This is a genomic window from Alienimonas sp. DA493 (assembly GCF_043951915.1).
GTDB lineage: Bacteria > Planctomycetota > Planctomycetia > Planctomycetales > Planctomycetaceae > Alienimonas.
Map to the genome: position 1 here is coordinate 1 of NZ_JBINJD010000070.1, position 25278 is coordinate 25278.

The 25278-nt window shown below is 72.1% G+C and carries 26 protein-coding genes; 16 read left to right on the forward strand and 10 right to left on the reverse strand.

Annotation, left to right across the window (positions count from 1 at the left end; translation table 11 throughout):
- The 6 genes from ACG2DA_RS12130 to ACG2DA_RS12155 all read right to left on the reverse strand — a co-directional run.
- On the reverse strand, positions 1 to 845 hold an 845-nt coding region (locus ACG2DA_RS12130), incomplete at its 3' end, for a hypothetical protein (RefSeq protein WP_395255948.1).
- 84 nt (positions 846 to 929) lie between these two features.
- The gene (odhB, locus tag ACG2DA_RS12135) at positions 930 to 2249 is read right to left on the reverse strand and encodes a 2-oxoglutarate dehydrogenase complex dihydrolipoyllysine-residue succinyltransferase (RefSeq protein WP_395255949.1); all 1320 of its coding nucleotides are present in this window, start codon (positions 2247 to 2249) and stop codon (positions 930 to 932) included.
- Between the two features lie 168 nt (positions 2250 to 2417).
- Positions 2418 to 3419 carry a VWA domain-containing protein gene (locus ACG2DA_RS12140; RefSeq protein WP_395255950.1) on the reverse strand — a complete coding sequence of 334 codons (1002 nt, stop codon included), beginning with the start codon at positions 3417 to 3419 and terminating at the stop codon, positions 2418 to 2420.
- 2 nt (positions 3420 to 3421) lie between these two features.
- On the reverse strand, positions 3422 to 4585 hold the full coding sequence (locus tag ACG2DA_RS12145; RefSeq protein ID WP_395255951.1) for an alpha/beta hydrolase: 1164 nt from the start codon (positions 4583 to 4585) through the stop codon (positions 3422 to 3424).
- A 242-nt stretch (positions 4586 to 4827) separates the two neighbouring features.
- Positions 4828 to 6678, reverse strand: a complete 1851-nt coding sequence (locus ACG2DA_RS12150) for a hypothetical protein (protein WP_395255953.1) — start codon at positions 6676 to 6678, stop codon at positions 4828 to 4830.
- A 175-nt stretch (positions 6679 to 6853) separates the two neighbouring features.
- Positions 6854 to 7162 carry a hypothetical protein gene (locus tag ACG2DA_RS12155; protein WP_395255954.1) on the reverse strand — a complete coding sequence of 103 codons (309 nt, stop codon included), beginning with the start codon at positions 7160 to 7162 and terminating at the stop codon, positions 6854 to 6856.
- Between the two features lie 364 nt (positions 7163 to 7526).
- On the opposite strand from ACG2DA_RS12155, the gene ACG2DA_RS12160 reads away from it, so the two are divergent.
- Entirely contained in the window at positions 7527 to 7919 is a 393-nt protein-coding gene (locus ACG2DA_RS12160) for a hypothetical protein (protein ID WP_395255955.1), read from the forward strand.
- A gap of 103 nt (positions 7920 to 8022) precedes the next feature.
- On the forward strand, positions 8023 to 8415 hold the full coding sequence (locus ACG2DA_RS12165; RefSeq protein ID WP_395255956.1) for a hypothetical protein: 393 nt from the start codon (positions 8023 to 8025) through the stop codon (positions 8413 to 8415).
- A gap of 127 nt (positions 8416 to 8542) precedes the next feature.
- Here the strand turns inward: ACG2DA_RS12165 and ACG2DA_RS12170 are convergent, their stop codons facing one another.
- The gene (locus tag ACG2DA_RS12170; RefSeq protein ID WP_395255957.1) at positions 8543 to 9247 is read right to left on the reverse strand and encodes a YggS family pyridoxal phosphate-dependent enzyme; all 705 of its coding nucleotides are present in this window, start codon (positions 9245 to 9247) and stop codon (positions 8543 to 8545) included.
- Between the two features lie 93 nt (positions 9248 to 9340).
- On the opposite strand from ACG2DA_RS12170, the gene ACG2DA_RS12175 reads away from it, so the two are divergent.
- The gene (locus ACG2DA_RS12175) at positions 9341 to 9784 is read left to right on the forward strand and encodes a response regulator transcription factor (protein ID WP_395255958.1); all 444 of its coding nucleotides are present in this window, start codon (positions 9341 to 9343) and stop codon (positions 9782 to 9784) included.
- 34 nt (positions 9785 to 9818) lie between these two features.
- On the opposite strand, the gene ACG2DA_RS12180 is transcribed toward ACG2DA_RS12175, so the two are convergent.
- Complete coding sequence (locus tag ACG2DA_RS12180) at positions 9819 to 10316, reverse strand: hypothetical protein (RefSeq protein ID WP_395255960.1); 498 nt, start codon at positions 10314 to 10316, stop codon at positions 9819 to 9821.
- Positions 10317 to 10558: 242 nt separating this feature from the next.
- On the opposite strand from ACG2DA_RS12180, the gene ACG2DA_RS12185 reads away from it, so the two are divergent.
- On the forward strand, positions 10559 to 11485 hold the full coding sequence (locus tag ACG2DA_RS12185) for a diacylglycerol/lipid kinase family protein (protein WP_395255961.1): 927 nt from the start codon (positions 10559 to 10561) through the stop codon (positions 11483 to 11485).
- 418 nt (positions 11486 to 11903) lie between these two features.
- Here ACG2DA_RS12185 and ACG2DA_RS12190 read toward each other — a convergent pair whose 3' ends face one another.
- Positions 11904 to 13841: a LamG domain-containing protein gene (locus ACG2DA_RS12190; protein WP_395255962.1), complete on the reverse strand. Its 1938-nt coding sequence runs from the start codon at positions 13839 to 13841 to the stop codon at positions 11904 to 11906.
- A gap of 128 nt (positions 13842 to 13969) precedes the next feature.
- Between ACG2DA_RS12190 and ACG2DA_RS12195 the strand changes: the two genes are divergently transcribed.
- Complete coding sequence (locus ACG2DA_RS12195) at positions 13970 to 14953, forward strand: hypothetical protein (RefSeq protein WP_395255963.1); 984 nt, start codon at positions 13970 to 13972, stop codon at positions 14951 to 14953.
- Between the two features lie 96 nt (positions 14954 to 15049).
- The gene (locus ACG2DA_RS12200; protein WP_395255964.1) at positions 15050 to 15685 is read left to right on the forward strand and encodes an RNA polymerase sigma factor; all 636 of its coding nucleotides are present in this window, start codon (positions 15050 to 15052) and stop codon (positions 15683 to 15685) included.
- A gap of 96 nt (positions 15686 to 15781) precedes the next feature.
- Here the strand turns inward: ACG2DA_RS12200 and ACG2DA_RS12205 are convergent, their stop codons facing one another.
- Positions 15782 to 16204 carry an NUDIX domain-containing protein gene (locus ACG2DA_RS12205; protein ID WP_395255965.1) on the reverse strand — a complete coding sequence of 141 codons (423 nt, stop codon included), beginning with the start codon at positions 16202 to 16204 and terminating at the stop codon, positions 15782 to 15784.
- A gap of 230 nt (positions 16205 to 16434) precedes the next feature.
- On the opposite strand from ACG2DA_RS12205, the gene ACG2DA_RS12210 reads away from it, so the two are divergent.
- From ACG2DA_RS12210 to ACG2DA_RS12255, 10 genes are all read left to right on the forward strand, one after another.
- Positions 16435 to 16827 carry a hypothetical protein gene (locus ACG2DA_RS12210; protein ID WP_395255966.1) on the forward strand — a complete coding sequence of 131 codons (393 nt, stop codon included), beginning with the start codon at positions 16435 to 16437 and terminating at the stop codon, positions 16825 to 16827.
- Positions 16824 to 17249 carry a hypothetical protein gene (locus ACG2DA_RS12215; RefSeq protein ID WP_395255967.1) on the forward strand — a complete coding sequence of 142 codons (426 nt, stop codon included), beginning with the start codon at positions 16824 to 16826 and terminating at the stop codon, positions 17247 to 17249. Before ACG2DA_RS12210 ends, ACG2DA_RS12215 begins: the two co-directional genes overlap by 4 nt.
- Complete coding sequence (locus ACG2DA_RS12220) at positions 17246 to 18217, forward strand: hypothetical protein (protein ID WP_395255969.1); 972 nt, start codon at positions 17246 to 17248, stop codon at positions 18215 to 18217. Before ACG2DA_RS12215 ends, ACG2DA_RS12220 begins: the two co-directional genes overlap by 4 nt.
- Positions 18218 to 18287: 70 nt before the next feature.
- A complete protein-coding gene (locus ACG2DA_RS12225) occupies positions 18288 to 18857 on the forward strand; it encodes a thioredoxin family protein (protein WP_395255970.1) in 570 nt (189 codons plus the stop codon).
- Between the two features lie 242 nt (positions 18858 to 19099).
- Positions 19100 to 19657 carry a hypothetical protein gene (locus tag ACG2DA_RS12230; RefSeq protein ID WP_395255971.1) on the forward strand — a complete coding sequence of 186 codons (558 nt, stop codon included), beginning with the start codon at positions 19100 to 19102 and terminating at the stop codon, positions 19655 to 19657.
- Positions 19658 to 19748: 91 nt separating this feature from the next.
- Positions 19749 to 20090 (forward strand): hypothetical protein, encoded by a 342-nt coding sequence (locus ACG2DA_RS12235; RefSeq protein WP_395255972.1) that lies wholly within the window; start codon positions 19749 to 19751, stop codon positions 20088 to 20090.
- Positions 20042 to 23020: a PVC-type heme-binding CxxCH protein gene (locus tag ACG2DA_RS12240; RefSeq protein WP_395255973.1), complete on the forward strand. Its 2979-nt coding sequence runs from the start codon at positions 20042 to 20044 to the stop codon at positions 23018 to 23020. The genes ACG2DA_RS12235 and ACG2DA_RS12240 overlap by 49 nt, the downstream gene beginning before the upstream one ends.
- 196 nt (positions 23021 to 23216) lie before the next feature.
- Positions 23217 to 23543, forward strand: coding sequence for a hypothetical protein (locus ACG2DA_RS12245; RefSeq protein WP_395255975.1), 327 nt, complete (start codon positions 23217 to 23219; stop codon positions 23541 to 23543).
- A gap of 241 nt (positions 23544 to 23784) precedes the next feature.
- A complete protein-coding gene (locus ACG2DA_RS12250) occupies positions 23785 to 24609 on the forward strand; it encodes an alpha/beta fold hydrolase (protein WP_395255976.1) in 825 nt (274 codons plus the stop codon).
- 45 nt (positions 24610 to 24654) lie between these two features.
- A complete protein-coding gene (locus ACG2DA_RS12255) occupies positions 24655 to 25218 on the forward strand; it encodes a type 1 glutamine amidotransferase domain-containing protein (RefSeq protein ID WP_395255977.1) in 564 nt (187 codons plus the stop codon).
- Positions 25219 to 25278 lie beyond the last annotated feature (60 nt).

The window sequence follows — 25278 nt, forward strand, 5'->3', positions numbered from 1 at the left end:
GCGTCCGGGACGCGGTCGGTCGCCTCCACGTCCCGCTCGTCAGCCTTCCGTTTCGCCCGCCGTTCGCGGCGCCGGTTCATGCGGAAGGTCCGCATCGACTGCGGCCCGCTGAGCAGGCGGAAGCCGTTTCGCCAGTGCCAGAAGGCGCTCTGATGATTCCCGGTGAGGAACGTACTGGTCAGTTCGCCGTACCCCAACGTGCGCAGCGCACGGCAGGCGTCGGTCAGGAGGCGGGTGCCGAGACCGTGGCGGGCGTCCCACCAGTTGACGAACGCCCACGTCAGGTGCGGACGGCCCCAGTTCGTTCCGAGCCAGTCGGGCGGCGGGTTCTTCGCCGGCCGCCACTCGAACAGCGGGTCGTCGTCCGATGACGGCCGGTACAGCGTGACGAGCAACGCGCCGAGCGTCGCCGGCCCCTCCGGCTCGTCCTTCGACCGAAACCGCGGCTCGCCCTCGATCACGAGGCACGCCGGTTCGATCAGCGGACCCCAGCGGCCGCCGCGAACGTTCGTCATGCACTCCTGCGCCACCTCAAAGGACCGCTCCTCCGCCATCTGAGCGAACGGGGCGGTGCGGCAGAAGGCGCGGTCGAGCAGCCCCGGCAGTCCCTCCCAATCGGCGTCGGTCACCGGCCGGGTGGCGACGCCGCCGCCGTCGTGCGTTTCGGCGTCTCGCAGGTCCGGCGGGAGATCGGCGGCGGGGTCGCCCGGTCCGAACGTCTTGACGCAGGAGCAAGACTTCGGCCGAGGCGTCGCCACCACCTCCCCGCCGAAGTACTCCCATTTCCAACCGGGATGATGCGGAAGGGAATGATAGACCTCGATCGGCGCCGCGAAGCGGATCATGGGCCAATGTTCGGGTTCCATCGCTCGTCCCCGTTCACCCCCGCCGGTTTTGGTTCTTGTCTCTTGGTCCTTGAGACTTCTTCCCTACACCTCCATCAGCATCCGGCCGGGATCTTCGATGCTTTCTTTAATCCGCATCAGGAAGGTGACGGCCTCGCGGCCGTCGACGACGCGGTGGTCGTAGGTCAGGGCGACGTACATCATCGGGCGGATCACGATCTCGCCGTCCACGACCACGGGCCGGTCGACGATGTTGTGCATCCCCAAAATCCCGCTTTGCGGGGGGTTCACGATCGGGGTGCTCAGCAGCGAGCCGTAGATGCCGCCGTTGGTGATCGTGAAGGTGCCGCCCTGCAACTCCTCCAGGGCGATCTTGCCCGCCTTGGCCCGGCGGCCGAAGTCGGCGACGGTCTGTTCGATCTCGGCGAAGGAGAGCGATTCGGCGTTGCGGATCACGGGCACCGTCAGGCCCTTGCCGCCGCCGACGGCGACGCTGATGTCGCAGTAGTCGTAGTAGACCAGTTCGTCGCCGTCGATCTGGGCGCCGACCTGCGGGATGTTCTGCAGCGCGTCGACGACGGCCTTCACGAAGAAGCTGCTGAAGCCCAGCTTGATGTCGTACTTCTTCTGGAACGCCTCGCCGTACTTGGCCCGGGCCGCCTTCACGGCGGACATGTCGATCTCGTTGAAGGTCGTCAGCAGGGCGGCGTTCTGCTGGGCGGCGACCAGGCTGGCGGCGATCTTCTTGCGGATGGGCGTCATCCGCTGGCGCTTGACGGCCCGGCCGGGCTCGTTGCCCTCGGGGCCGGTCGTCATCGGGGCGGCGGCGGGGGCGTCCGCCCTGACCAGTTCGCCGCCGGACTGTTTGGAGCCGTTTTTAAGGTAGTTCTGCACGTCCTCCTTGAGGACCCGCCCGCCGGGGCCGGTGCCGGAGACCTGCGACGCGCTCAGCCCGTTCTGTTCCAACAGGAGGGCGGCGGCGGGCATCACGTGGGCGTCTTCCGCCCGGCCGGCGCTGGGGGAACTGGCGGTCGGCTCCTCGCGGCGGGGGTCGGCGGTGGTGCCCTCCCGCTGCGGGGAGGCGGACTGGTTGGTGGTTTTCTGCTCCGTGGCGGCCACGCCGGCGGGCTCGGCGCCGCCGCCGGAGTCCCCGCCCGCCCCCTCTTCGATCTGGGCGAGCACGTCGCCGACTTCGACCGTCTCCCCCTCGCCGATCAGGATCTTCGCCAGCCGGCCGGACGCCGGGGCGGTCACCTCGCTGGTGGCCTTGTCGGTTTCCAGTTCGACGATCACCTGATCGCGCTCCACGGCGTCGCCCTCGGCGGCGTTCCAGGCGGCGACCTGCATTTCGGTGACGCTTTCCCCGGCGCTGGGGACTTTGACCTCGACTACGGCAGCGGGCATCGGACGGCTGTGGCGGCCGGCGAGAACCGGCGGCGTCTCGGGGGGAGCGGGGCGAACGCGACGGGGCGGGCGACCGGCGCGGGGTCGAACGCATCAGACTCCCCGCGATCCCGGCGCCGTGCAACCGAGGGACCCGCCGCGACGCCCCGGGGGCGATTCAGGGGCGGTTTACCAACCCCGCCGACGCCGGTTCCGCTTCCCGCTCAGCAGCGTGTACAGGAAGATGCCCAGCACCACGGCGCCGAAAATCGGCAGCAGACAGCAACAGAGCCCGCCGACGAACGGATCGCCCTCAACCTTGATCTCCCCGGCCGCCGCGTCCGCAGGGGCCGCGGGGAGGGTGGGGGACGAGCCGCTTTCCGCGGGCGGGGGCGGGGGCGGGGCGTCGGCGATCGGGGTCTCCGTCGCCGGGTTCGACAGCGCCTGCAGCGCGACCGCGGCGGCGCCGTCCGGCAGGGGGGCGATCAGCTCGTAGTCGGTCGCGGCGCCGGCGTCGCCCACGCCGGCCCCAGCGTCGCCGGACGATTCGGCCAGCGCCCCGCGGAGGGCTTCGCGGAGAGCCTCCGGGTCGTCGGCCCGGCGGTAGCGGTCCACCTGCGTGGCGAGGGCGTGGTCCTCCGCCATCGCCACGCCGATGACGTCCACGGTCAGCCCGGTGCCCAGCGCCGCGGGCACGGCCCGCTCCAGCCGGTCGCCGTCGGTCGCCTCGCCGTCGGTGATCACCAGCAGGCGGTAGTCGCCGTATTTGCGGGCGGCCCGTTCGGCCAACAGAGCGTCGGCGGCCTCGGCGAGACGTTCGCCCAGCGGGGTGCCGCCGCCGGGGAAGACGAACTCCAGCTTTCCCGCGACCTCGTCAGCGGAATGCTGGGCGATCGGCAGCAGCTCGCTGTCCCCCTCCAGCCCGGCGCCGAAACCGTTCAGGACGTACACCCCCACCCGGGCGTCCGGCGGCAGGGCGGCGAAGGTCTCCCGCAGCGCCGCCTTCGCCACGTCCATCTTCGACTCCCCGGAGCCAGGCATCGGCTCCATCATCGACCCGCTGTCGTCCAGCACCACCGCCACGTGCAACGCGTCCGGGGCGGCCAGCTCCGCCGGGGCGAACGGCGCCGCGTCCTCCTGAACGACGGCCGAGGCGAACGCGGCGAGCAGCAGGGCGGCGTGCGGTACCATCGTCACTCGGCGGGTTCGGGGTCTGTGGGGGGCACGGGGGCGGCGGGAACCGGCAGCGTCAGCGTCGCCGTGGCGACCGCGGCGGGGTCGGGGCGGGAGGCCAGCGACGCGGCGACCGCCTCCGCGGTCCGCGGCACGATCCCCTCGTGGACGACGGCCCCGTTGATCGCAACGACGACCGGCCGGTCGAGGTTCACCAGTGCGTCCGACAGATGCAGCGTGACCTCCCGCACCGCGTCGGCGGGAACCGTCAGGTCGATCCGCTGCCCCGCAACGTCAGCGACGATCTTCGTCCCCTGCACGGCCTGATCGGCGGGGACCTCCAGCCAATAGAACCGCGGGTGGGTCACGTCGTCCTGCAACCAGACGACCTTGTTCGGCCACGGGTCGCGTTCAAAGCGGGCCATCCACGGCAGGGCGGCCCGGTCGCGGCCGTTCATCCAGTGGCCGCTGTCGGGATAAATCACGACGTTATGCTCGTAGCCGCCGGGGTCTCGCCTGTGCAGGGCGGCGAGCTGGTCCTTCCACTGCCCGGCGATTTTGTTGCGGTCGTAGGCGGCGTCTTTGCCGCCCATCCAGAGGGAGAACGGCAGGTTGCGGAGGCCGTCCGGCCGCGTTTCGTTGGGGTGGCCGGCCATCATCGAGGCCGCGGCGAAGCGGTCCGCCATCCGCGGGGCGAGTTGAAACACGCCGTCCCCGCCGGCGGAGTAACCCATGAGATAGACCCGGTTCGGGTCGACCGTCCCGTCGACGAGGTAGGACAGGATCAACCGATCCAGCAGCGGATCGATATGCGGCCGGTGCCACAGATCCCAGGTGTTCCCGGGGGCCCGCGGGGCGACGACGACGCCCTCCTGCGGTTCATAAAGGCGGATTTGATTCCGCCACTGGCCGTCGTTCATCGCCGCCGGCCCGCCCCCGCCGCCGTGCAGGGAAATGAACAGGGCGTGCCCGGCCCGCGGTTTCTCGCCAAAGCGGCGTTCGAGGAACTTCAACGTTTCCCCGCCGGCGGCGATCGCCTTCGCCTCCCGCTCCGCGAGCAGCACTGCGTCCCGCTCGGCGACGAGTTCCTCCCACGCGGCGCCGGCGGCCGCGGCGGCCTCCGGCTCCGAGAGCCCCTCCGGCGGGGCGACGGCGAACGCGGCGAGCAGCAGGGCGACGGGCATCGGCGAAGTCGAGGAACGCGGGGCGGCGGGCGGGGCGGCAGTCTTGTAACTCCCCTCTCCCTTGAGGGAGAGGGGTTGGGGGTGAGGGTGACGCACGGTTCGCACGCCCCCGCTCTCTGCAGTGACCGGCCGGCGGGAGAGCGAGGCGGGCCGTGAAGGGCGTGCGGGAATCACTGCCCCCTCACCCCCGGCCCCTCTCCCCCAAAAGGGGGCGAGGGGAGAACGGGGACGCCGGCCGGCGATTAAAAATCGAACTCGTTCGGCCCCAGCACCTCGGCGTTTACGCGGACGATGCGGAACTCCACCCGCATGTTCTCCTTCGCCTCCGCCAAGCTGCTGGGCTTGGGGATCACGGGGTCGGAGATGCCGGCACCGGTGGGCGTGAGGGCCGACAGGTCCACCTGCACGCCGGAGGCTTTGGCGTACTCGGCGATCGCCTGTTTGACGGCCTCGGCCCGGGCGACGGAGAGGTTCAGCGCCTTTTGCATCACCGCCCGCGGCCGGTGCTTGGGCGGGGCGTCGAAGGCCCCGCCGGCAATCAGTTTCTCGACCGCCGCCATGTCCGTCGGGTCGATCTCGCGGCCGTTGTAGAAGTATTTATACCGCCCCGGGGAGCCGGTCCGCTTCAGCGTGCCGTTGGCGATCCCGCCGAGGATCATCTCCCGCAGCACCGCCGTCGGGTCGGAGTGCCCGCGAATCACCACCACCGCCCCGGCGTAGCGGGCGGCGTTCTCCACGGCCCGGCGGAACTCCGCCCCGTAGCGGTCCGGGCTGAACTCGCTCTGGTTGGGGTCGAAGTGAATGGTGAACTCTAAAATCGTGTTCTCGTCCAGTTCCTCCATCGTGCCGAACACCTCGGCCTCCCCGCCGACGATCCGTTCCCGCTGCTCCGGCTCGGCGTAGGACACGCCGGCCTTTTCGGCGATCACGCGGTAATCGAACGGGGCCGGCTCGAACCCGTTGCGGTTCTCCGCGTAGCCCCACGCGGTCGCCATATCGAGGGCGTCGGACAGCTTGGCGTCGAACCCGACGAGGTTCCCCTCGGTGCGGAAGAACTCGATCTGCCCGGGCAGATTGACGAACTGGCAGTCCAGCAGCAGGCCGTGGGCGTCGACCTCCAGGTTGGGCATCACGTCGGCGCCGAAGATCTCTTGGGCGGACTCCAGCAGTTTGCGGTACTCCGGGCTCATGCGGCCGGAGCCCGCCTCAAATTCGTTGCGGAGTTTGACGACCCGCTCCCGCCCCGCGAGCCAGCCGGCGACGAGGGCCTCGCACTGGTCGCGGTGGGCGTCGAACCAGTCTTTGCGGACGGCGTACACGTCCGCGACGCTGCGATTCAGTTCCGCGGTGCTGACGACCACCCGGGCGCCCTTCACTGTGCCCTCCGCCCCGGTGCCGGCGCTGTCCGGCCCGCCGGTCAGGCCGATCATGTCCGGGGTGATCACGCAGCAGGCGGCGACCGATTCGTCCTGACGGAATAGCTCCGCCGCCCCGTCCGGGCCGGTCAGGTCCGGGACGAACACGATCTCCACGTCGTCCTTCGACAGTTCGGCGCTCTTGAGCACGTCGTACAGCAGGCCGACGTGCGGGCCGCCCTGCTGGACGGCGATTTTCTTGCCCTTCAAATCGTTGACCGTCCGCACCCCCTCCCGGCCGACGACGTGGTCGCCGGCGCTCCAGGAGAGCTGCAAAATCACGACCGGCTTGGTGCGGGGGTCGGCGCCGATCACCCCGCTGGCCTGCCCCAGCATCCGAAAGGTGCCGCGGAGGAACGGACTTTTCCCGCTCATATAGTCCTTCACCTGGGCGACGAAGTCGTCCCCGGGGGTGAGGTTGAGATTTAGACCCAGTTCGTCGAAGGCGGAGCCGTCCGCGGTTTTAAGACCGCCGCCGTTGGCCTCGAAGGTGGCGACGTCCCCGCCCCAGGTGATGAAGGGGACATTGATCGCCTCCCCGTCGGCGACCGGTTTGACGGGAGCGTCCCCGACGAGGTCGGCGAAGTTCTGCGTGGTTGCGTCTTGGGCCGCGGCGGCCGGGGGCAGGGCGAGCCCGGCGAGAAGCGCCGCGGCGGCGGCAGTCAGGAGCGGTCGCATGGCGTCGAAACGTAGGAGAAACCGGGGCGGCGAGCCGCCGCAGGTTAGCCAACGCAACGCACCGCCGCGCGGTTCATCCCGTCCGGAACGCTTCCCTGAACGGTCCCCCGGTCCCCGGTCTCCCGGTTCGCCGTCGCCGCGAGGCGGCGCGCCGGCCGTGGGACGGGCCCCGAAGTTAGTTGCGGCCATGTCGCTCGGCGAACTCGCCGCAAACGGCGACTGCGGCCCTCTGCGAAACGACGTTGTGGTCGATGATCCGAATCTCGTCTTTGCACTCGACGCAGGTCGGCAGTCGCAATTTCATCTCGGACGAAACGCTCACCGCGCCGCTGCGCGGATAGACCAGATTTGCGGCGAGGCCGAACGGAAAGAGCCAGAATCCCAACAGCCGCAGGCCCCACCGGCAGACGGCGAAGAACAGCACGTCGTCCACGTGCGGCTCGAGGTGCGTCGTCCCCCGCGACCAGAGGGCGATCTTCTCCACCCGTTGGGTCGGGACATCGCACCGGTGACAGTTGTCTTCGAAGACCGACGTCGGAGAGATCACGAACCGCACAAACCGTCGCGGCGGTAAGGAGTTCACGTCGCCTTGGCAGTTCGGGCAGACGCCCGTCGTCCAAACGCCCGCCAGGCAGTGAGGGCACTCGACGAATGACGACGGCATTCGGGCAAGACGCGAAATGGCGACCGGCGGTCCCGGGCGAGACGACCTGAGCGAGGTGCGGACGGGCGAGCATGCGGGGCGGCGTCTGCCGAAGCAAGACGCGATTCGCTCCGCGTACCGGCGCCGCGCCCGGCCGGCGAAAATCTTTCCCACGCCCCGCCGACGGGCGGCGTAGATTGGGGCGATGGGAACGCTCCTCCGACTGCCGCCGGCCCTGCTCGCTGTGCTGCCGCTCCTGACGGGGCCGGCCGCGTGGGCGAACGATTGCGGGTGCGGCGTCGGCTGCGAGCCGGCGGCCGTCGCCGACGCCGGGTGCGGCTGCGACGACGCGGCCTGTGCGATCGACGAGAACCGGGCGATCGACGACGGCTGCGCGTGCGGCTGCGTCGTGGAACGGCCCGAACCGCTTTCCCCGGCCGCCCCGGGCGGCGAGCCGCCGCCGATCCCCGCGGCCGCCCCGTCGCGGCCAATCGCCGTCGCGGCGGCGAACGCCGGATTGCTCCTGCGGAACTCTGAGGAACCCGACCCCGCGGCGACGCCGCCGCGGAGGGCGTTGTTGTGCGTGTGGCGGATTTAACGCGGCCGGTCTGAACCCCGCGTTTCTTCTTTCCACCCGCCGCGGCCCCGCGATGACGCGGCGCGCCGACGGTTCCCCCTCTGCTTTCCCAAGGACGTTTCTGATGAGCCACCTCCTGAGCGCCGCCGCCCTCGCCGCGTCGGCCGGTCTGTTCGCCTTCGCCCCGGCCGTTTCCCCCTTCGCCGCCCCGGCGACCGGGTGCGTCGGCTGCGAATGCCCCGCCGACTGCGTGTGCGACTGCGATTGCGCCGCCACCGGCGAGTGCACCTGCGATCACGCCTGTTGCGAGACCGCCACGGCCGCGACCTGCTGCGAAGCCGGCGCCGCCTGTTGCAAGACCGAAGCCGCCTGCTGCGACGCCGAAGCCGCCTGCTGCGACGCCGAAGCCGCCTGCTGCGACGCCGAAGCCGCTGCGACCTGCTGCGAGCCCCCCGCGTGCTGCGAAGAGGGCGCCGCCTGCTGCGAAGCCGGCGCGGCCTGCTGCGACGCGAACTGACGCGGCCCGCCCGCGGACCTGAGAGCGCCCGCCTCGTCGGCCCCCCGGGCCGGCGGGGCGTTTTTGTTGCGCCGTGTCCCCCCCTCTCCCCCAAAAAGGGGGGAGAGGGGAGAAGAGGGCGGCCGAGTCAGTCGTCCGCGTCCAGCCCCTCGTACAGCACGCTGCCGAGGCGGACGTGGGTGGCGCCCTCGGCGATCGCCGGCTCGAAGTCGCCGCTCATCCCCATCGACAGGATGGGCAACGGTTCCGCCCCGCCCAGTTCGTCCCGCAACTCGCGCAGACCGGCGAACGTCGGCCGGGCGACGGCCTCCACGGCGTCCGGCGCCGCGGCGGGGGCCATCGTCATCAGCCCCCGCACCGTCACATGGGGGAAGCGATCCAGCCCGGCCGCGAACAGGTCTCGCAGTGCGTCCGGCGTGAACCCGCTCTTCGACTCCTCCCCGGAGACGTTCGCCTGCAACAACACCGCCGGCGCCCGCCCGTCTTCGGCGGCGACCCGTTCAATCCGGGCCAGCAGCTTTTCGCTGTCCACCGAGTGCGTCAGGAACGCCGCCGGCAGGAGTTTCTGCACCTTGTTCCGCTGGAGCTGGCCGATCTGGTGCCAGCGGACCGGCGGGTCGGCGGCGAACCGTTCGGCCCGCTCCGTGAGCTGTTGCGGGCGATTCTCGCCGAGGTCCCGCACGCCCAGGTCCAGCAGCCCGCGGACCCACTCGTCCCGGGCGTACTTGGTCACGGCGACCAGCGTGACGGCGTCCGGGTCGCGCCCGGCGGCGGTCGCCGCGGCGGCGATGCGGTCGCGGACGGCGGCGAGGTTCTCGGAAAGCGGTCGCACAGGGCGGGGCGTAAGGCGTGAGCGGCGTTCGTCGCCTATCCTAGCGCTCCCTCCCCACGTCCCCCGCCTTTCCCCTCACGCCCTCCTCCTCCCATGGCCTCCGTATTGCTGATCGAGGACGACCGCGAGATCGCCGCCACCCTCGGCGGGGCGCTGCGGACCGCCGGCTACGACCTCCGCCACGCCCCCAACGGCATCAAGGGGCAGGAGCTCTATCTGGAGCGGCGCCCGGACCTGATCGTCACCGACATGATGATGCCCGGCCGCGGCGGCTTCCCGGTGCTGGAGTTCCTCGCCACCCAGGAGGACCCGCCCCCGGCGATCATGGTCACCGCCAACGAGGGCGGCCGGCACAAGGCCTACGCGGAGATGCTGGGGGTCGTCGACTACCTCCGCAAACCCTTCGCCATGGACGTGCTGCTGGAAGCGGTGGAGAAGGCCCTCGACAAATACCCCCCCGGCTCCCCCGGGCCCCGGGCCCGCGCCGCCGCGGACCAGGCGGCGGACGAACCGGCGGCGGACAAGGAAGAGGAATAGGCCCCGGTTCGCCGTCGCCGACAGGCCGCGCGCATCAGGCGGCCTGTTCGCCCGACGGGTCGCCGGCCTGTCCCTCGGCCTGTGCCTTCGCCTGTTTGGAGAGCACGTCGTGCACCCACTGCGGCAGGCTGAAGCGGCGGGGGGTCCCGCCGTGCCCGGTGAGGTAGTCCCGCTTCTTCAATCCCCGCACCCGGCAGGAGTGCCCCAGGGTGCGGTTCTTGGAGAGCAGCGTCTCGACCGGCACCCCGGAGGCCTCGGCGAGGGCGGGCACGGTGAACTCCGCCTCCGGTTCGAAGTGGGCCGCGGCGAGAACGAGAAACTCGCCGCACCCCAATGAAAGCAGCTGATTGAGCCCCCGCCGGACGGCCTGCGGATCGGTCGGCGGAGCTTCCCCGCCGGCCGGCCCCCCGTGCGGCCGGCCGTGCCGCCCGCGTTGGCCGCGGCCGGGGCCGCCGGGCCCCTCGAGCGGCCGCATCAGACGGCGCACGAGTTCGCATTCCTCGGGAATGGTGGGGTCGAAGGTGACTTGCATCGGGAGCGCGTCCAAAACGAAACGGGGGGGGGACGACGGACAGGCCGTCCGTGAGGCGGACAGCATCGCGTCAACAGACAGCCTGTCAACTGGCCTGTTGAGTCGCCTGTGGGGCGACGGGGGCTTTTCCGTGCGCCGCGGCGCCGGTCGCCGCGGCGCCGGACGGTCTCGGTCGCGGACGGGCGGCGGGTCGTCCACCCTGACCCCGCCCCGGTTTCCCGTTCCCGTTTCGACCTGTTCCCGTGCGGATCTGCGTGATCTTCAACCCCGCGGCCGGCCGGCGTCGGGCGCGGCGCCGGTTGGCGGGATTTCTTGACCGCTGGGGCGACCGCGTGACGCTCCGGCCGACCGCCCGCCCCGGCCACGCCGCCGAACTGGCCGCCGACGCACTGCGGGAGGGGTTCGACACGGTCGCCGCCGCCGGCGGGGACGGCACCGTGCACGAGGTCGCCGACGGCCTGCTGCGGGCCGCCGATCAAGACGGTTCGGCCCCTCCAATCTTCGCCGTGGCCCCGATCGGCAGCGCCAACGACTACGCCCACAGTCTGCAGCGGCAGTTCGGCGTCGCCCCGCTGGACGTCCCGGACGCCCCCGCGGTGGACGTGGGCCGGCTGTCCTGGACCGCCGCCGACGGCACGCCGCGGGACCGGTTCTTCGTCTGTTGCTGCGGCGCCGGGCTGCCGGGTCGGGTGACGCTGGAGAGCCGCCGGATCGGCTGGTTGCAGGGCGTTCCGCTGTACGGGTTGGCGGCGCTGCGGGCTCTCCGCGCCGCCGGCCCGCCGGAGGAGTGGACGGTGCAAACCGACGACGGCCCGCCGACGACCGCCCCCACCTGGTCCGTCCACGCCCTGCTGGGCCGCCGGGAGGGCGGCTTTCTCCTGGCCCCGCAGGCCCGCCTGGACGACGGCCTGTTCGACACGCTCCGCCTCGGCCCGATGACCCGCTGGGGGATGCTGCGCCTGCTGCCCGGTCTGGCCCGCCGCGGCCCCCCGACCGACTGCCCGCACGTCGCCCTCGGCCGGGGTCGATCGCTGCAGATCGACAGCCCGAGCCCCCTGGCGGTGCACGCCGACGGCGAACTGGCCCTCCTCCCCGCCGACGACGTGCGCTCCGTCCGGCTCGACCTCCTGCCGAAACGCCTGCGGGCGAGGGCGTGTGCGGTGAATTGAGGCGGCGCGAACACATTCCCCTCGCTCCCCTTTTGGGGGGAGAGGGGTCGGGGGTGAGGGGGCGGCGGCGCCCGGACGCTGTTCACGGCCCGTTCCGCTCATTCGTCAGACGTTTAATCACTGCAGAGAGCGGAGGCGGGTGAACCGTGCCTCACCCTCACCCCCGGCCCCTCTCCCTCAAGGGAGAGGGGAGAAGAGGCAGGCGAACCGCTCTCCAACATCCGCGGACTTCGTCCCCCCTCGCCCCCCCTTTGGGGGAGAGGGGCCGGGGGTGAGGGGGCAGTGATTCCCGCCGACCGTTCACCGCCCGCCTCGCTCTTTCGCAGCCCGAGGCGAAGCCGAGGCGTGCCTGCTTGGCCTGATCACTCAGCCTCGCTTGCGCTTTGGGCTCACAACCTCCGAGGCGTCGGGCTACGATTTAACGCTCCGCCCCGTCCCCGGCGGGCCGCATGGTTTGCTCGTAGAGTCGCCGCATCTCCTCCGCCGTGAGCGCGCGGTCGTAGACGGCGAGACCGGCCAGGCGGCCGTCGAAGCCGGCGTCGTTGGTCGGGCGGCCCTCCGGGTAGGTCGGCCACTTCGGCACGGCCCGCTGAGCGACGGTGAAGTCCGACCCGCCGTCGTGCATCCCGCCGTCGTATTGAAAGGGGTTATACGGTCCGTTCTCGTCCAGCTCCCCGTTGACGTAGACGCGGATCGCCTCCCCGTCGAAGGAATAACTGAGCATCGTCCAGCGATCGACCGGGATCGGCGTGGCGCCGGTGGCGTAGTCGAAGGCGAACGGATGGCCCGGCGTGGCCCCGCCGAAGGGGGAGACGTAGCCCATCGCCTGATTGACCGCCCGCACGCGCTGGTAAGTCGTCCAGTCGGTCTGCCAGGAGCCGCTCATAAACAGTCCGTATTGGCGGGCGTGGTCCAGTTCGTTCCACATTCCGGCAAGATATTGCCAGTGCTGATTATTCTGCCGTTTGATCCAGGCGACCATCGAGACCTCCTGATCCTCCCCGTGCAGGTCCAGGCCGGGGGCGTCCTCGTGGGGGAGCAGGAACCACTGGCCGAGTTCGAAGTCGACGCTGTACGGCCCGAACACGCCGTCCTCGACCCGGGCGATCGGCCCGTTGCGCTCCTGCAGGGCGTATTGATCGCGGCCGGACGAGACCCGGTTCGTCCCGGTCGGCTCCTGAAAGTCCCAGAAGGCCAGCAGCCCGGGCAGCGCCCCCGGCGCCGCCCGGCGGGCCGCGGCGTCGGCCGGGCCGGCGGCGGCGCTCGTCGGCCAGTCGCCGAGCGTCGCCAGCACGCCCGTCGCGGGGGGAACCGCCGGCGTGAGTTCAAAGCCGTCGTCTTTGAGTTCGATCCCCCGCACGCCGCGGTATTCGTCGTACGTCCGCCGCATCGCCCGCCGGTCGTCGAACCAGCCGACGACGTACGCCGCCCCGATCGCCTCCCCCGCCCGCACGTCTCGGCGGTGCAATTCCTGAATGAAGCAGACGTACCCCCGCTGATGGCACCACGCCTCGGCGACCGCCGCCGGGTCCAGCGTCATCCCCGCCAGCCACGGGCCCGGCTCGCCGTTCAGCCGCACCTGATAGGCCCGGATCATCCGCTCCGGCACGGCCTCGTCGCGGCGTTGATAAAGGAACCGCTCGTCCGGCCCGAACGGTTCAGTGAACGCCGCGGCGGGAATCGAATCGTCCTCGTAGCTCAAATAAATCCGCTCGAACGTCTGTCCCCCGCCGTTCTGGGAAGACCGGCCCCCGTGGCGGACGTGGCCCGGCATATCGATGCGATAAAACAGGTCGTCGACGGCGTTGACGCTGACGATGCGCTCGGCCGTCACCACGTACCGCAGGCCGGGGCGGAACAGGAGGGTTTGTTCCCAGATCGACCCCGGTTGGTAGCCTTCGCCGGCCTCATGAAAGCGGTGCCGCAGGCGGACCGCCGCGAAGCCGTCGCCGCGGGTCACGTGGGCCTCCAGGCGCTTGGCCTGCGTGCAGAGCTGGGGGCCCTCGACGTAATGCTTCGGCAGGTCGCCGTGCAGCGCGGGGTCGCGTTCGTAGCCGTCCTCCCGCCAGCCGGGGGCCATGAGGAAGTCCATGATGTGCAGGCCGAAGCCGAGGTCCGTCGCCCCCGTTTTCTTGTCCTTCAACGACCCGGACTTCACCCCGCTGACGTAGCCGGTCAGCGGGATCACGGCCGACAGGGCGTCCGTCTCGACCGTGATCGCGTCGGGCGTTTCCGCCACGGTCACGAACCCGGCGGCGGGCGGTTCGTTCTGACGGGGCGATTGGGCGACGGCCGGCCCGCCGGGCGCCAGCAGAACGGCGAGCGGCGCCAGGGCGACGAGCGGAGCGAAACGCATGGGGGAGCCCGGGTCGAAGGAACGCCGTACCCTCCCCGTTCCCCCGGCGGATCGACAAGCGGCGGCGGATTTTCGCCCCCCGCCGGAAAGTCCGCCAAGATTCCCGCCCCCGCGACGAACAGCCCCGCATGTACGCCGCCGCTCCGACGACCTGGCTCATGCTCCTCGTCGCCCTCGCCGCCCTGCTGCTGATCGTCGTCCCGCTGGTCGCGGGGATCGCGCTGGCCGTCCGCGGGCGGCCGGGGGTCGGGGCGGTCCTCGGGGGGGCGGGGCTGGTCGCGGCGCTGTTGATCGGGGGCTATTTCAGCTTGAGCGCGTCGCATCACGGCGCCCCGGGGCCCCGCGCCGTCTGGGAGCGAGACGAGGCCCGCCGCGAATCCGTCCTGCACGTCTATCAGGAGGATCACGACTACGCCCGGCTGCGGACGCGCTTCGCCGACGACGACCGCGTGCACGTCGGCCCTGGGGGCGTTTACGTCCGCGAAGGCGGGCGGGAGGTCCTGATCGCCCCCGCCCCGGCCCACGGCCCCGAAGGCGACGCCTGGCGGGACGCCGCCCGCCGGCACGAGGAACGACTCCTGCAACGACGGCGCCGCGACGGGGCTCACGGGCCGCGGGTCGTCGACCCCGCGGCCGAGGCGGAACTGGTCAGCGAGGAGGAACTCCCGGACTGGGTCACGGACCCGCCGGCGAACCGCGTCGTGGTGACCGGGCCGCTGGTGACGGACGAGGACGGCGGCCCCGCCGCCGCCCGCCGGGCCGCGGAGGAGGTCATGGTCGCCCGGCTGCTGGAAGACGCCGACCTGCCCCCCGACGCCGCGATCAACCGGGGCGACGTGCCCCACCCCGCCCGGGCCGTCGTTCAGACCCTCGCCCGCACCACCGGCGAAAACGAGTTCACCCTGTATCGAGGCCACCTGCTGGTGGACGCCTCCGACGACGTGCTGGAGCGCCTGCGGCAAGGTTATCGGAACCGCCTCGGCGAGCGGCGGGCCCTGTGGGCCGTCGGCGCCGGCGGGGCGTGCGTCGTCCTGTTCGCCGGCCTGTGGGGCGTCGGCCGCCGCAAACTACGTACGACCGCGGCAGGCGCGAACGCCGGGGAGGAGGGATGAGGGAGGAGTGAGGGGGAACGCACAAGCGTTCGTCCCCGCCGCCCCGCGCTCGTTACGATCCCCTCCCCCCCTCCCTCATTCCCCCGCCCTCCGTCCGTGGACGCCGACCGCCTGCTGATCGACCGCGTGCGGGCCGGCGACGCCGGGGCCTGGGAGGAATTTATCGCCCGCTACGAGGGCCGCCTGCTGGCCTTCGCGGACAGCCGGTTGCGGAACCGGGCGAAGGCGGAGGACGTCGTGCAGGAGGCGTTTTTGGGGTTCCTCGTCAGCCTGCCGAACTACGACGAAACGCAGTCGTTGGAGGCGTGGCTGTTCGCGATCACGGCGCACAAACTCACGGACGCCCTCCGCAGGGAGGGCCGCCGGCCGACGACGCCGCTGTTCCCCTCCGCCCGGGGCGAAAGCAGCTCCGGCCGCGAGCCCGCCGGCCGGGCCCGGGTGGCGAGTTCCATCGCCCGCAGCCGCGAGGGCCGCGCCGCCCAGGCGGCCCTGTTGCAGTCGGCCCTGCGGGACCTCATCACCGGCTGGAAAGAAGCCGGCGAGTGGGAGCGCCTGATGTGCTGCGAGCTGCTGTTCGTGGTCGGCCTGCGAAATAAAGAGGTCGCCGAACGGTTGTCGATCTCGGAGCAGGCGGTGGCGAACCACAAATACTTCGCCGTCAACAAATTAAAGGCCGCCGCCGAGGCCTCCAAGCTGCGCGACGCGGATTTAAAATCGTTCGGGGTGGAGTGAGCGGGCGGCGCAGACGACGTGAGCCCGAAGCGCAAGCGAGGGGTTCGGCGCCCGATTCGTGGCTGTGGGTCGCTCCGCCTCGCTTGCGCTTCGGGCTCACTCGAAGGCCGCATCGTCGTTCAGCAACGCTTCCAACCGCTCCAGAAACACCGCCAGATCGGGGTGAATCGTCGCCCGGGCCTCCGCCAGCGGGAGGAACGCAGCCTGGTCCACCTCCCAACTGGCGCACCGCGGCTCGCACCCGTCGGGGGCCGGGGCGGCGAAGGCGTGCACCGTTTTGCGGGTCTTTCGATAGGCCGCCTCGCCCAGCGGGGTGAGAGCGGAGGGGTCGACGGCCAGCCCGGTCTCCTCCCGCGTCTCCCGGGCGGCGGCCTCGGGAAAGGATTCGCCCTCCTCCGGCTCCCCCTTCGGCAACGACCACGGCGCCCGCCGGTTGTAGTTCCCCGAGGCGTGCACGAGCAGAACCTCGATCCCCGCCTTCCCGGTGCGATACAGCAACGTGCCGGCGGAGTGCTTCATGGAGGTCTCGGTGCGGGGGCGGACGCAAGGATATCGCGTTCGCTGCGTTCTTCTCCCCTCTCCCCGGAGGGCGAGGGGGGAACGACTGGCCAACGCAGTTCGTTCGGGCGTCCCCGACGTAAGTCGCAGGCAGTCAATGTATTGAGACGACACGCCCATCGAAAAGGTCCCGAACCGCCGTGGGGTGAGGCCGCAGTGCGGCCGCCCCGCCCCCCGTTCGAGGCCCCCCGATGCGTGTTTTCCCCTTCATTCCCCCCGCCCTCGCTGCGCTCGGGCCGCCGTTGGCGGCGTGGGGCGGGTACGGGCTCGGCGTCGGAGCCGTTGGGCCGCTGTGGACCGGCTCGAACCTGCTAGCCGCCGGCCTGATCGCCGGCGGCGGACTCGCCGGGCTGGCCGCGGCGGCGCTCGGCCGGACCGGCGCCCGGCGGCCGGCGGCAAGCCGGTCGTTCGCGGCGGACGCGGCGGCGCTGGAGGTCTTCGCCCCGGCCGTCGTCCGCCACCCGCGGGGCGCCGCGGCCCTGAAAGCGTTGGCCGAACTGCTGTTCGAAGTCCATCACCCCGCCGACGCGGCCGCCGCCCCGGCCGCCGTGCCGAGCGACGGGACGGAAGGGGGTGCGGAATGACGTCGCCCCGCCTCCGCACCGCGGCGCTGACGCTCGCCGCGTTCCTGCTGACCGCATCCGTCGCCGGCTGCTTCACGCCGCCGACGCCCCCGCCGCCCGCCGATCCGGCGGACGCGGGCCTGCACGCCGACGTCGCCGCCGCGTTGCACGGCGACGCCGACGCCGCCCGGCTCTACGCCGCCTTCTATCGACTCGTTTCCGACCGGCTGTCCGCGGGCGAGTGGGAATCGACGGCCGAACTGGCCGCCGTCGCCGGCCGGGCCGCGGCGCTGTTGGAGCTGCCGGGCCGGCTGTCGGCGGTCGTGGCGGACGAACTCGCCCCCGTCCTCAACCCGCCCGGTCCGCTGACCGGCGCCCGGCGGACCGACGCCGCGGCTGCCTTCGCCCGCCTCGCCGACGCCTGCGGGGAGGCGGTCCGATGAGCGCTGCTTCATCCAGGGAAATCACCCCGCCGGCCGCCCGCTTCGGCTGGGTCGGCCGTGACGCCGCCGAGCGGGCCTACGACGCGCTCCAGCAAGGCCCCGCCCCGCTGGAGTCCTTTCCCCTGGCGAATCTGGCCGCGGGGCTGCCCTCGGCCGCGGCCGACGGGGGCGTGCGGCTGTGGGATCTCGTGCGAAAAGTGCGGGGCGCCGACACGCCGAACGTGCCGCAGCAGACCGGCGACTGCGTCTCCTTCGGGGCGAAGAACGCCGTCGAATACCTGCAGTGCGCGGAGATCGCCGCCGGCGAAGCCGAGGGCTTTCAACCCGTCTTCCCGCCCTTCCTGTACGCCACCGGCCGGGTGCTGGCCGGCGGCGGACGGCTGCGGGGCCGGGCCGGGTCGCTGGGCTCTTGGCAGGCCGCGGCGCTGAAGGAGTTCGGCGTCCTCCGCACCGACGCCCCCGGCGTGCCGCCCTATTCCCGCCAGGTCGCCGACGCCTGGGGCGACGGCCGCACCGTCGCCGGGGAGGACGGGCCGAGCGGCTTCCGAGACTTCCTCGGGCTCGCCGCCGATCACCCGGTTGGGGCGGCGGCCCGGGTGCGGAGTTGGGACGAAGTCGTCGCCGCGGTGGCGAACGGCTCGCCGGTGACGGTCGCCAGCGACGCCGGCTTCACGATGTCGGTCGGCCCTGACGGCTACCACGAACGCCGGGGCCGCTGGCCGCACCAGATGTGCGTCGTCGGCGTCTGCGACGACCCCGCCAAGCCCTGGGCCGCCCTGCTGAACAGCTGGGGCGACGCCCACGGCCGGCTGACCGACTGGGCGACCGGCACGCCGTGGCCCGCCGGGACGCTCCGCGTCCGGCGGGAGGCGCTGGAGGGAATGCTCCGCGGCGGGGAGGCGTACGCCCTCGCCGCCTTCGCCGGCTTCCCGCCCCGCCGCCACGACTGGGGCGGACTCTTCGGCTGACTCCGCCCGACTCCTTCGCACGCCACTTGTCTCTCAATTCGACTCCCGAATGTCTCCCAAAGCGAAGTCCATGGCCGTTCTCCTGCTCCTCGCCCTCTCCGGCTGCGAGCCGTCCGGCCCGGCCCGCGATCCCGCCGCGGACCGGGTCCGGGCCGCATTCGCCCTCGCCGCGGCCGAACGGGCCGCCCCGGTTCGTCCCGACGACGGGTCGCCCGACGATTCGCCGGACGATCGCCGGCCCGATCCGAACTGCCCCCGCTGTCACGGCTCCGGCGTCGTGCCCAGCGGCGACGGGTTGGCCCGGGTGCCGTGCTCCTGCTTGCGCAGAAATTCCAAGAGACAAGAAAGCAAGAACCAAAATGAGGTTGCGGGGGCTGACGCCGAGGCCGAGCCGGCGGCGCGGGTGTTGGTGTTTTCGGCGGGGTGGTGCCGGGCCTGCGTGGCGATGAAGCCGGCGCTGGCGGCGGCGGGACCGGGGTTCGAGGTGATCGACGCGGACGCCCACCCGGAGGTCGCCCGGGCCTTCCGGGTGACGGCGCTGCCGACGTTGGTGCGGCTGGCGGGCTCCCGGGAGACGGCGCGAGCCTCCGGGGCCCGGAACGTGTCCGGCCTGCGGCGGTTCCGGGACGAGGGCCGATGATCGCCCGGTCTTCACCCGGAAAGCCGTTCGAGAGATCGTCGTGACCAACCCGAAGCGTCAGCGAGGGACGCCCGCGAAGCGGACGCGTGTTCCGTCCGCGGCCCTCGCTGACGCTTCGGGTCGGTGTCGGGGGCCGTATCCCGATCGCCCGACCTGCGGCTCGGGCTTCCCCCGTCGAAACGCGCGGCGGGGCGTCTAAAGTTGTTGTCCCGCCGATTCCCGTAGCTCGTCCGGACGGACCGATGTCCAGCAAGAAACGCCACCGCGGTCAGAGCCCCCGCTCCCACTCCGGCGGCGGCCGCGGCGCCGACCGGGAACGCACGCCGGACCGTAAAACGCTGCAACTGTGCGGGCAGGTCCGCAAGACGCTCGACTACGTGCTCAGCGGCGAGACCGGCGACGACGTGCTCCGGCAGTTGTACGTGGCCGACGTGATCCCCGCCCCGGACGCCTCCCGGCTGCTGGCGACGCTCGCCCCGATCGACCGCCACGCGGAGCTGGACGCCGGCGCCGTGATGGAGAAGCTCGGCTACGCCCAACCCCTGCTGCGCAACGCCGTGGCCCGGGCGATCAATCGGAAGAAGGTGCCGGACCTCACGTTCACCCTCGCCGGCCCGACGTTCGGCCTGCCGGACCCCGCCGACGCCGCGACCGACCCCAAGGGGTCCGCCCCCAAGGGCCGCGGCCCGACGCTGGACGCCGACGCCCTGCTCGCCGCCGCTGCGGCGGAGCGAGCGGACGACGAGCGGGCCGAGAGCGACTGGGAGGACGACGAGTGGGACGACGACTCGGAGGAGTGACCGCGGGCCCGCGGTTCGGGCGAAGCGCCCCGCCGGCGGCGGCGTACCGCCGGGCGTTCCCGCCCGGTTCCGCCCCGCCCGGTTCGCCCCGATGTCCGCCGTTCGTCGCCTGATCGCTCACCCGGATCGGCCGGCCGTCGCGGCCGTGCTCGCCGTCGCGGCCGCCGTGCAGTGCCGCCCGCACCTGGAGGCGTGGGCGTCCGAGGCGTGGGCCGTCGTCGCACCGGCGGCCCCGCAAGCGGTGCTGCTCCCGTCGCCTGCTCCGCCGGCCCGGGCGGCCGGGCTGCCGCGGGGGCGGGGCGATAAGGTGGGCGAATTCCGATGCGACCGCTCCCGCCGCGGCGCCGTCGCGTCGCCGTTCGCCCCGGTCGCCGAAAGCGTGAGATGCCGCCCGTGCCCGCCGCCGTGCTCGTTTCGCTCACCGGGGCGCTGATCGGGGTTCTCCTCGCCCCGCCGCTCCTCGCCGGGGAACCGGGGCTCGCCGGGGAGCCGGGGGCGGCCGAGCTGGAGCACGACGCCGACCTGGAGGTCGCCCTCCTGCTGGCCAATCCGACGATCGCCCAGCCGATCGAGGCGAAGCAGGACGAACGCGGGCGGCTGTGGGTCGTGGAGTACCGCCAGTACCCCGACCCGGCCGGGCTGACGGAGTTGGAACGGGACGAGTACTGGCGGGTGCGGTGGGATCGCGAACTGCCCCCGCCGCCGTATACGGAGGGCTCGCCGTTCCGGGGGCGGGACCGCATCAGCGTGCACACGGACGACGACGGGGACGGCCTCTACGAGACCCACGAGACCTTCCTGGAGGGACTGAACCTGACCACCTCCGTCGCGTTCGACGCCGGCCGCGGGGGCGGCGGGGTGTGGGTCCTCTCGCCGCCGCAACTGCTGTTCTATCCGGACGCCGACGGCGATCTTGTGCCGGACGGCCCGCCGGAGGTGCACCTGACGGGGTTCGGGCTGGAGGACACCCACTCCATCGCCAACTCGCTGACCTGGGGACCGGACGGCTGGCTGTACGGCGGGAACGGGAGCACCTGCACGATCGCGGTCACGGCCCCCCTCGCCACGCCGGACGCGGCCCCGGTGAAGCGCAGCGGGCAGCTCGTCTGGCGCTACCGGCCGGACGTGGGGTTCGAGGTGTTCGCCGAGGGCGGGGGGAACACCTTCGGCCTGGAGATCGACGCCGCCGGCCACGTGTTCAGCGGCCACAACGGCGGGGACACGCGGGGCTTTCACTTCGTCGACGGCGGCTATTACCGCAAGAATTTCGGCAAGCACGGGGACCTCAGCAACCCGCTGGCGCTGGGTTACTTCGAGGCGATCCCGCACCCGCCGGTCGCCCGGTTCACCCATCATTTCGTGCGGTACGACGCCGACGAACTGCCCCCGAGGTTCCGCGGGAACCTCGTCGCGCTCGACGTGCTGCACAACAACCTCGCCCTGACGGCGGTGCGGGCGAACGGCTCCACCTTCGCCACGGAGGACCTTTCCCGACCGGTGCGGGGCGGCGAGAGTTTTCGCCCGGTTGATTTAGAATTGGCGTTCGACGGCACGCTGCTGATCGCCGACTGGGCGGACGCCGTCGTCAGCCACTACCGCAACCACGAGGGGGAAATCGAACCCTCCACCGGCCGCATCTATCGCCTGCAACCGCGGGGCTGGACGCCCGCCCCGCCGCCGGATTTTTCGAACGATCAACTGGTCGAACGCCTGCAATCCCCGAACCGGACGGTCCGCCGGACGGCGGTGCGGCTGATCCGGCAGCGGGGAGCGACGGAGTTGCTGGACGAGATCGAACCGCTGATCGACGGCCCGGCCCCGGTCGCGTTCGACGCCTACGCGGCGGTCCGGTCCGTGGCCGACCCGACCCGGCGGCAGGCGCTGGACCGGGCGGCGCTGGCCCACCCCGCCCCGTCGCTGCGGCGGCTGGCGGCGGGGGTGATCGAACCGACCGACGGCGCCGCCGCCCTGCTGGCGGAGCGGGCCGCGGCGGAGACCGACCCCGGCGTGCTGGTGGCCCTCGCCGGGCGGTCGCGGCGGTTGCCGCCGGACGCGGCGCTGCCGATCGTCGCCGCGTTGAGCCGCCGGGGGGAGTTCGCCGACGATCCGTTCTTCCCCCTGGCCCTCTGGTGGGCGGTGGAGCGGGCGCTGAGCGAAGGCGACGCCGCGGCGACGCGGGCGGCGATCGACCGGGACGGGCCGCTGTTCGACGACGTGCTGGCCCCCCGCCTTCTCCGCTGGGCCGTGGCTCAGGACACCTCCTTCGGTCGGTCCGTCGTCGCGGAGTTGCTGACGAACGCCGAGGACGCCGGGCCGCTGTTCGACGCCCTCAACGAGGCCGCGGCCGGGTCGGCGGACCGCACCTTCGGGGCGGAGGTGGACCGCCTGGTGCGGAAGGCCGGCGACCGGGCCCCGGGGCCGCTGCGGGTGCGGTTGGGTCTGGTCGAACCGGACGCGGCGCTGGCGGAACTGACGGAAACGACCTCCAACGCCCGCCGGGACGCCCTGCTGGGGGTGATCGAAGACACGAAGGACGCCCGGTTCCTGCCCGGGCTGCTGGACCTCGCCGTCGCCCCGGAAACGCCGGAGCGGCTGCGGTCCCGGCTGTTCACCACGCTGGCCGGATTCGATTCGCCCGAGATCGCGGCCCGCCAGCTGGCCGCCCGGCCGGGGTTGAGCGAGGAGGCGAACGCCGCGGCGGTGGAGCTGCTCGCCGCCCGGCCGAGGTGGACGGCGGCCCTGCTGGACGCGATCGACGCCGGCGCCGTCGACCCGGCCGCGGTGCCGGCGTTGACGGTCCAGCGCCTCCGCCGGCACGCCGATCCGGCCCTGCAACGCCGCCTCGCCGAGCACTGGCCGGAGACGCCGACCGACCCGGCGGCGGCGGAGAAGGCGTTCGCGTTCTGGAGCCGCCGCCTCGCCGTCGGCGGCCGCGGCGACGCCGACCGCGGGGCCGCCGTCTACAAGAAGCACTGCGCCGACTGCCACACGCTGCACGGCGTCGGGCAGACCGTCGGCCCAGACCTCACCGCCTATCAGCGGACCAAGCGGGACCAGACGTTGCTGGCGATCGTCGCCCCCTCGGCGGAGATCCGCGAGGGGTTCGAGACGGCCCTGCTGCTCTTGGAAGACGGCTCCACCCTGACCGGCCTGCTGGTCCGTCAAACGGACGACACGCTGGAACTAAAGGACGCCCGCGGCCACGTCCGCACGCTCCGTCGGGAGGACGTGGCGGCATTGGAGATCACCGGGACCTCGCTGATGCCCAACCGGTTGCTCGACCAGATGACGGATCGCGAGGTCCGCGACCTGTTCCGCTATCTGGAGTCCGCCCCCCCGGCCCCGGCCGAACCGGCCCGCTGACGGCGGCGTTGGGCAGGGCGCCGCGGCTTCGTGAGCCCGGAGCGCAAGCTCCGGCTGGCGGGTCCGGAGATCATTGGGGACTTCTTTTCGAAACGCGGGAAGCGGAGCGGCGGGGGCGGCGTACCGCTCCGCGAGGGGGCCGCCGGCTCCCAGTTCAACCCCCGGCCGAACCCGGCCCCCACCGGAAAGCGTCCCGATGCTCCGCTTCGTCACCGCTCGCCTGCTGCCCGCCGCCGCCCTCGCCGCCGCGTTGGCCGCCCCCTCCCTCGCCGCCGCCGGCGGCTGCGACTCCGGCGCCGGCTCCGGCTCCTGCCGCACCGATCGCGACGACCGGACCGATTACCGATCCGATTACCACGACGACTGCCGGTACGAGTGGGTCACCAAGTACCGCTTCAAGACCGTGGTCAAATACAAGTCTGTCGTGGAATACGACGGGTACGGCGACCCGTATCTGGCCAAGGTCCCCTACCGGGCCAAGGTCCGCGTGCCCTACCGGGTGAAGGTGAAGGTCTGCCACTGAGGCCCCGACGTCGGGGGGGCGGCGCCGAGGGCGTCGGCTCCCCGCGGGCGGCGGGGGCGGCAGGTTCCCCTCCTGTCGGCCGCCCCCGTCGCCTTGTTTTTCGTCGTCCGGAGGTCCGCCCCCGGCCGCGGCGGTTCGGTGCGTTTCCCCGCCGTCGGAAGCGGGAAACGACCCGGGCGGCGCTGGCGGGCGGCGGGTGAAATAGCGTCCCCCCGCACGTCCCCCGCCGCAGGCCCCCGCGATGAGCTTCGTCCAGACCCGCGACGGCGCCCGCCTGTATTATAAATCGTGGGGCGAGGGCCGCCCGGTGGTTCTCATTCACGGCTGGCCGCTGTCGGCGGACAGCTGGGACCCGATCGCCCTGCCCCTCGCCGAGGCCGGCTACCGCGCGATCGCCTACGACCGCCGCGGTTTTGGCCGGTCGGAGCAGACCTGGACCGGCTACAATTACGACGCCCTGTCCGACGACCTGGCGGACGTGATGAAAGAAACCGGCGCCAAGGAAGACGTGGCGCTGGTCGGCTTTTCCATGGGCGGAGGCGAAGTCGCCCGCTATATGAGCCGCCACGACGGCGCCGGCGTGACGCGGGCGGCGCTGATCGCCTCGATCGTCCCCTACATGCTCAAAACGGACGACAACCCGGACGGCGTCGAGCAGTCCGTCTTCGACGGCATCGCCGAGGGGTTAATAGAGGACCGTCCCGGGTTCTACGGCGGATTCTTCAAAGACTTCTTCGGCGTGGGAACGCTCTCGCAGCCGGTCAGCGACGAATATCTGGAATGGACCCGCACGGTGGCGATGCAGGGCGGCCTGCGGGCGACGCTGGAGTGCGCGAACGCCTTCGCCACGACGGATTTCCGGGACGAGTTATCCCGTTTCAAGGTTCCCACGCTGGTGGTGCACGGCACGAGCGACGCGACGGTGCCGATCGACGCCAGCGGCCGCCCCGCCGCCGCCGGCATCCCGAACGCCGTGCTCAAGGAATACGACGGCGCCCCCCACGGCCTGTTCCAAACGCACCGGGAGCGGCTCCGCGACGACCTGCTCGAATTCCTCGCGCAGTAGCCCGTCGCCCTTTATCACCCTCCGTCTCAAGAAGAAAGAATTACGATGCCCGATCGACTCAGCGGCAAGCGAATCGCGTTCCTGGCGACCGACGGCTTCGAACAGGTCGAACTGACCGAACCCTGGCAGGCGGTGAAAGACGCCGGCGCCGAGGTCGAATTGATCTCGCTCAAAAGCGGCGAGATTCAGGGAATGAATCATGACGAGAAGGCCGACAAATTCCCGGTCGATCAAACGGTCGACGCCGTCTCCGCCGGGGATTATCACGGGCTCGTGCTGCCCGGCGGGGTCGCCAACCCGGACAATCTGCGGACGGACGCGGGGGCGGTGGCGTTCGTCCGGGCCTTCTTCGAGCAGCACAAGCCGGTCGCCGCGATCTGTCACGGGCCGTGGACGCTGATCGAGGCCGACGTGGTCCGCGGTCGCAGGGTCACCTCCTGGCCGAGCCTCAAGACCGACCTGAAGAACGCCGGCGCCGAGTGGGTCGACGAGGAGTGCGTCTGCGACGAGGGCCTCGTGACCAGCCGGAACCCTGACGACCTGCCGGCCTTCTGCGCCAAGGCGGTCGAGGAGTTCGCCGAGGGCCAACACGCGGCGCAAACCGCCTGAGGGCTCCGGCCGCGGCGGCGCAAGCGTCGCCTCGTCCGGGACTTACGCGTCGCCGGCCGG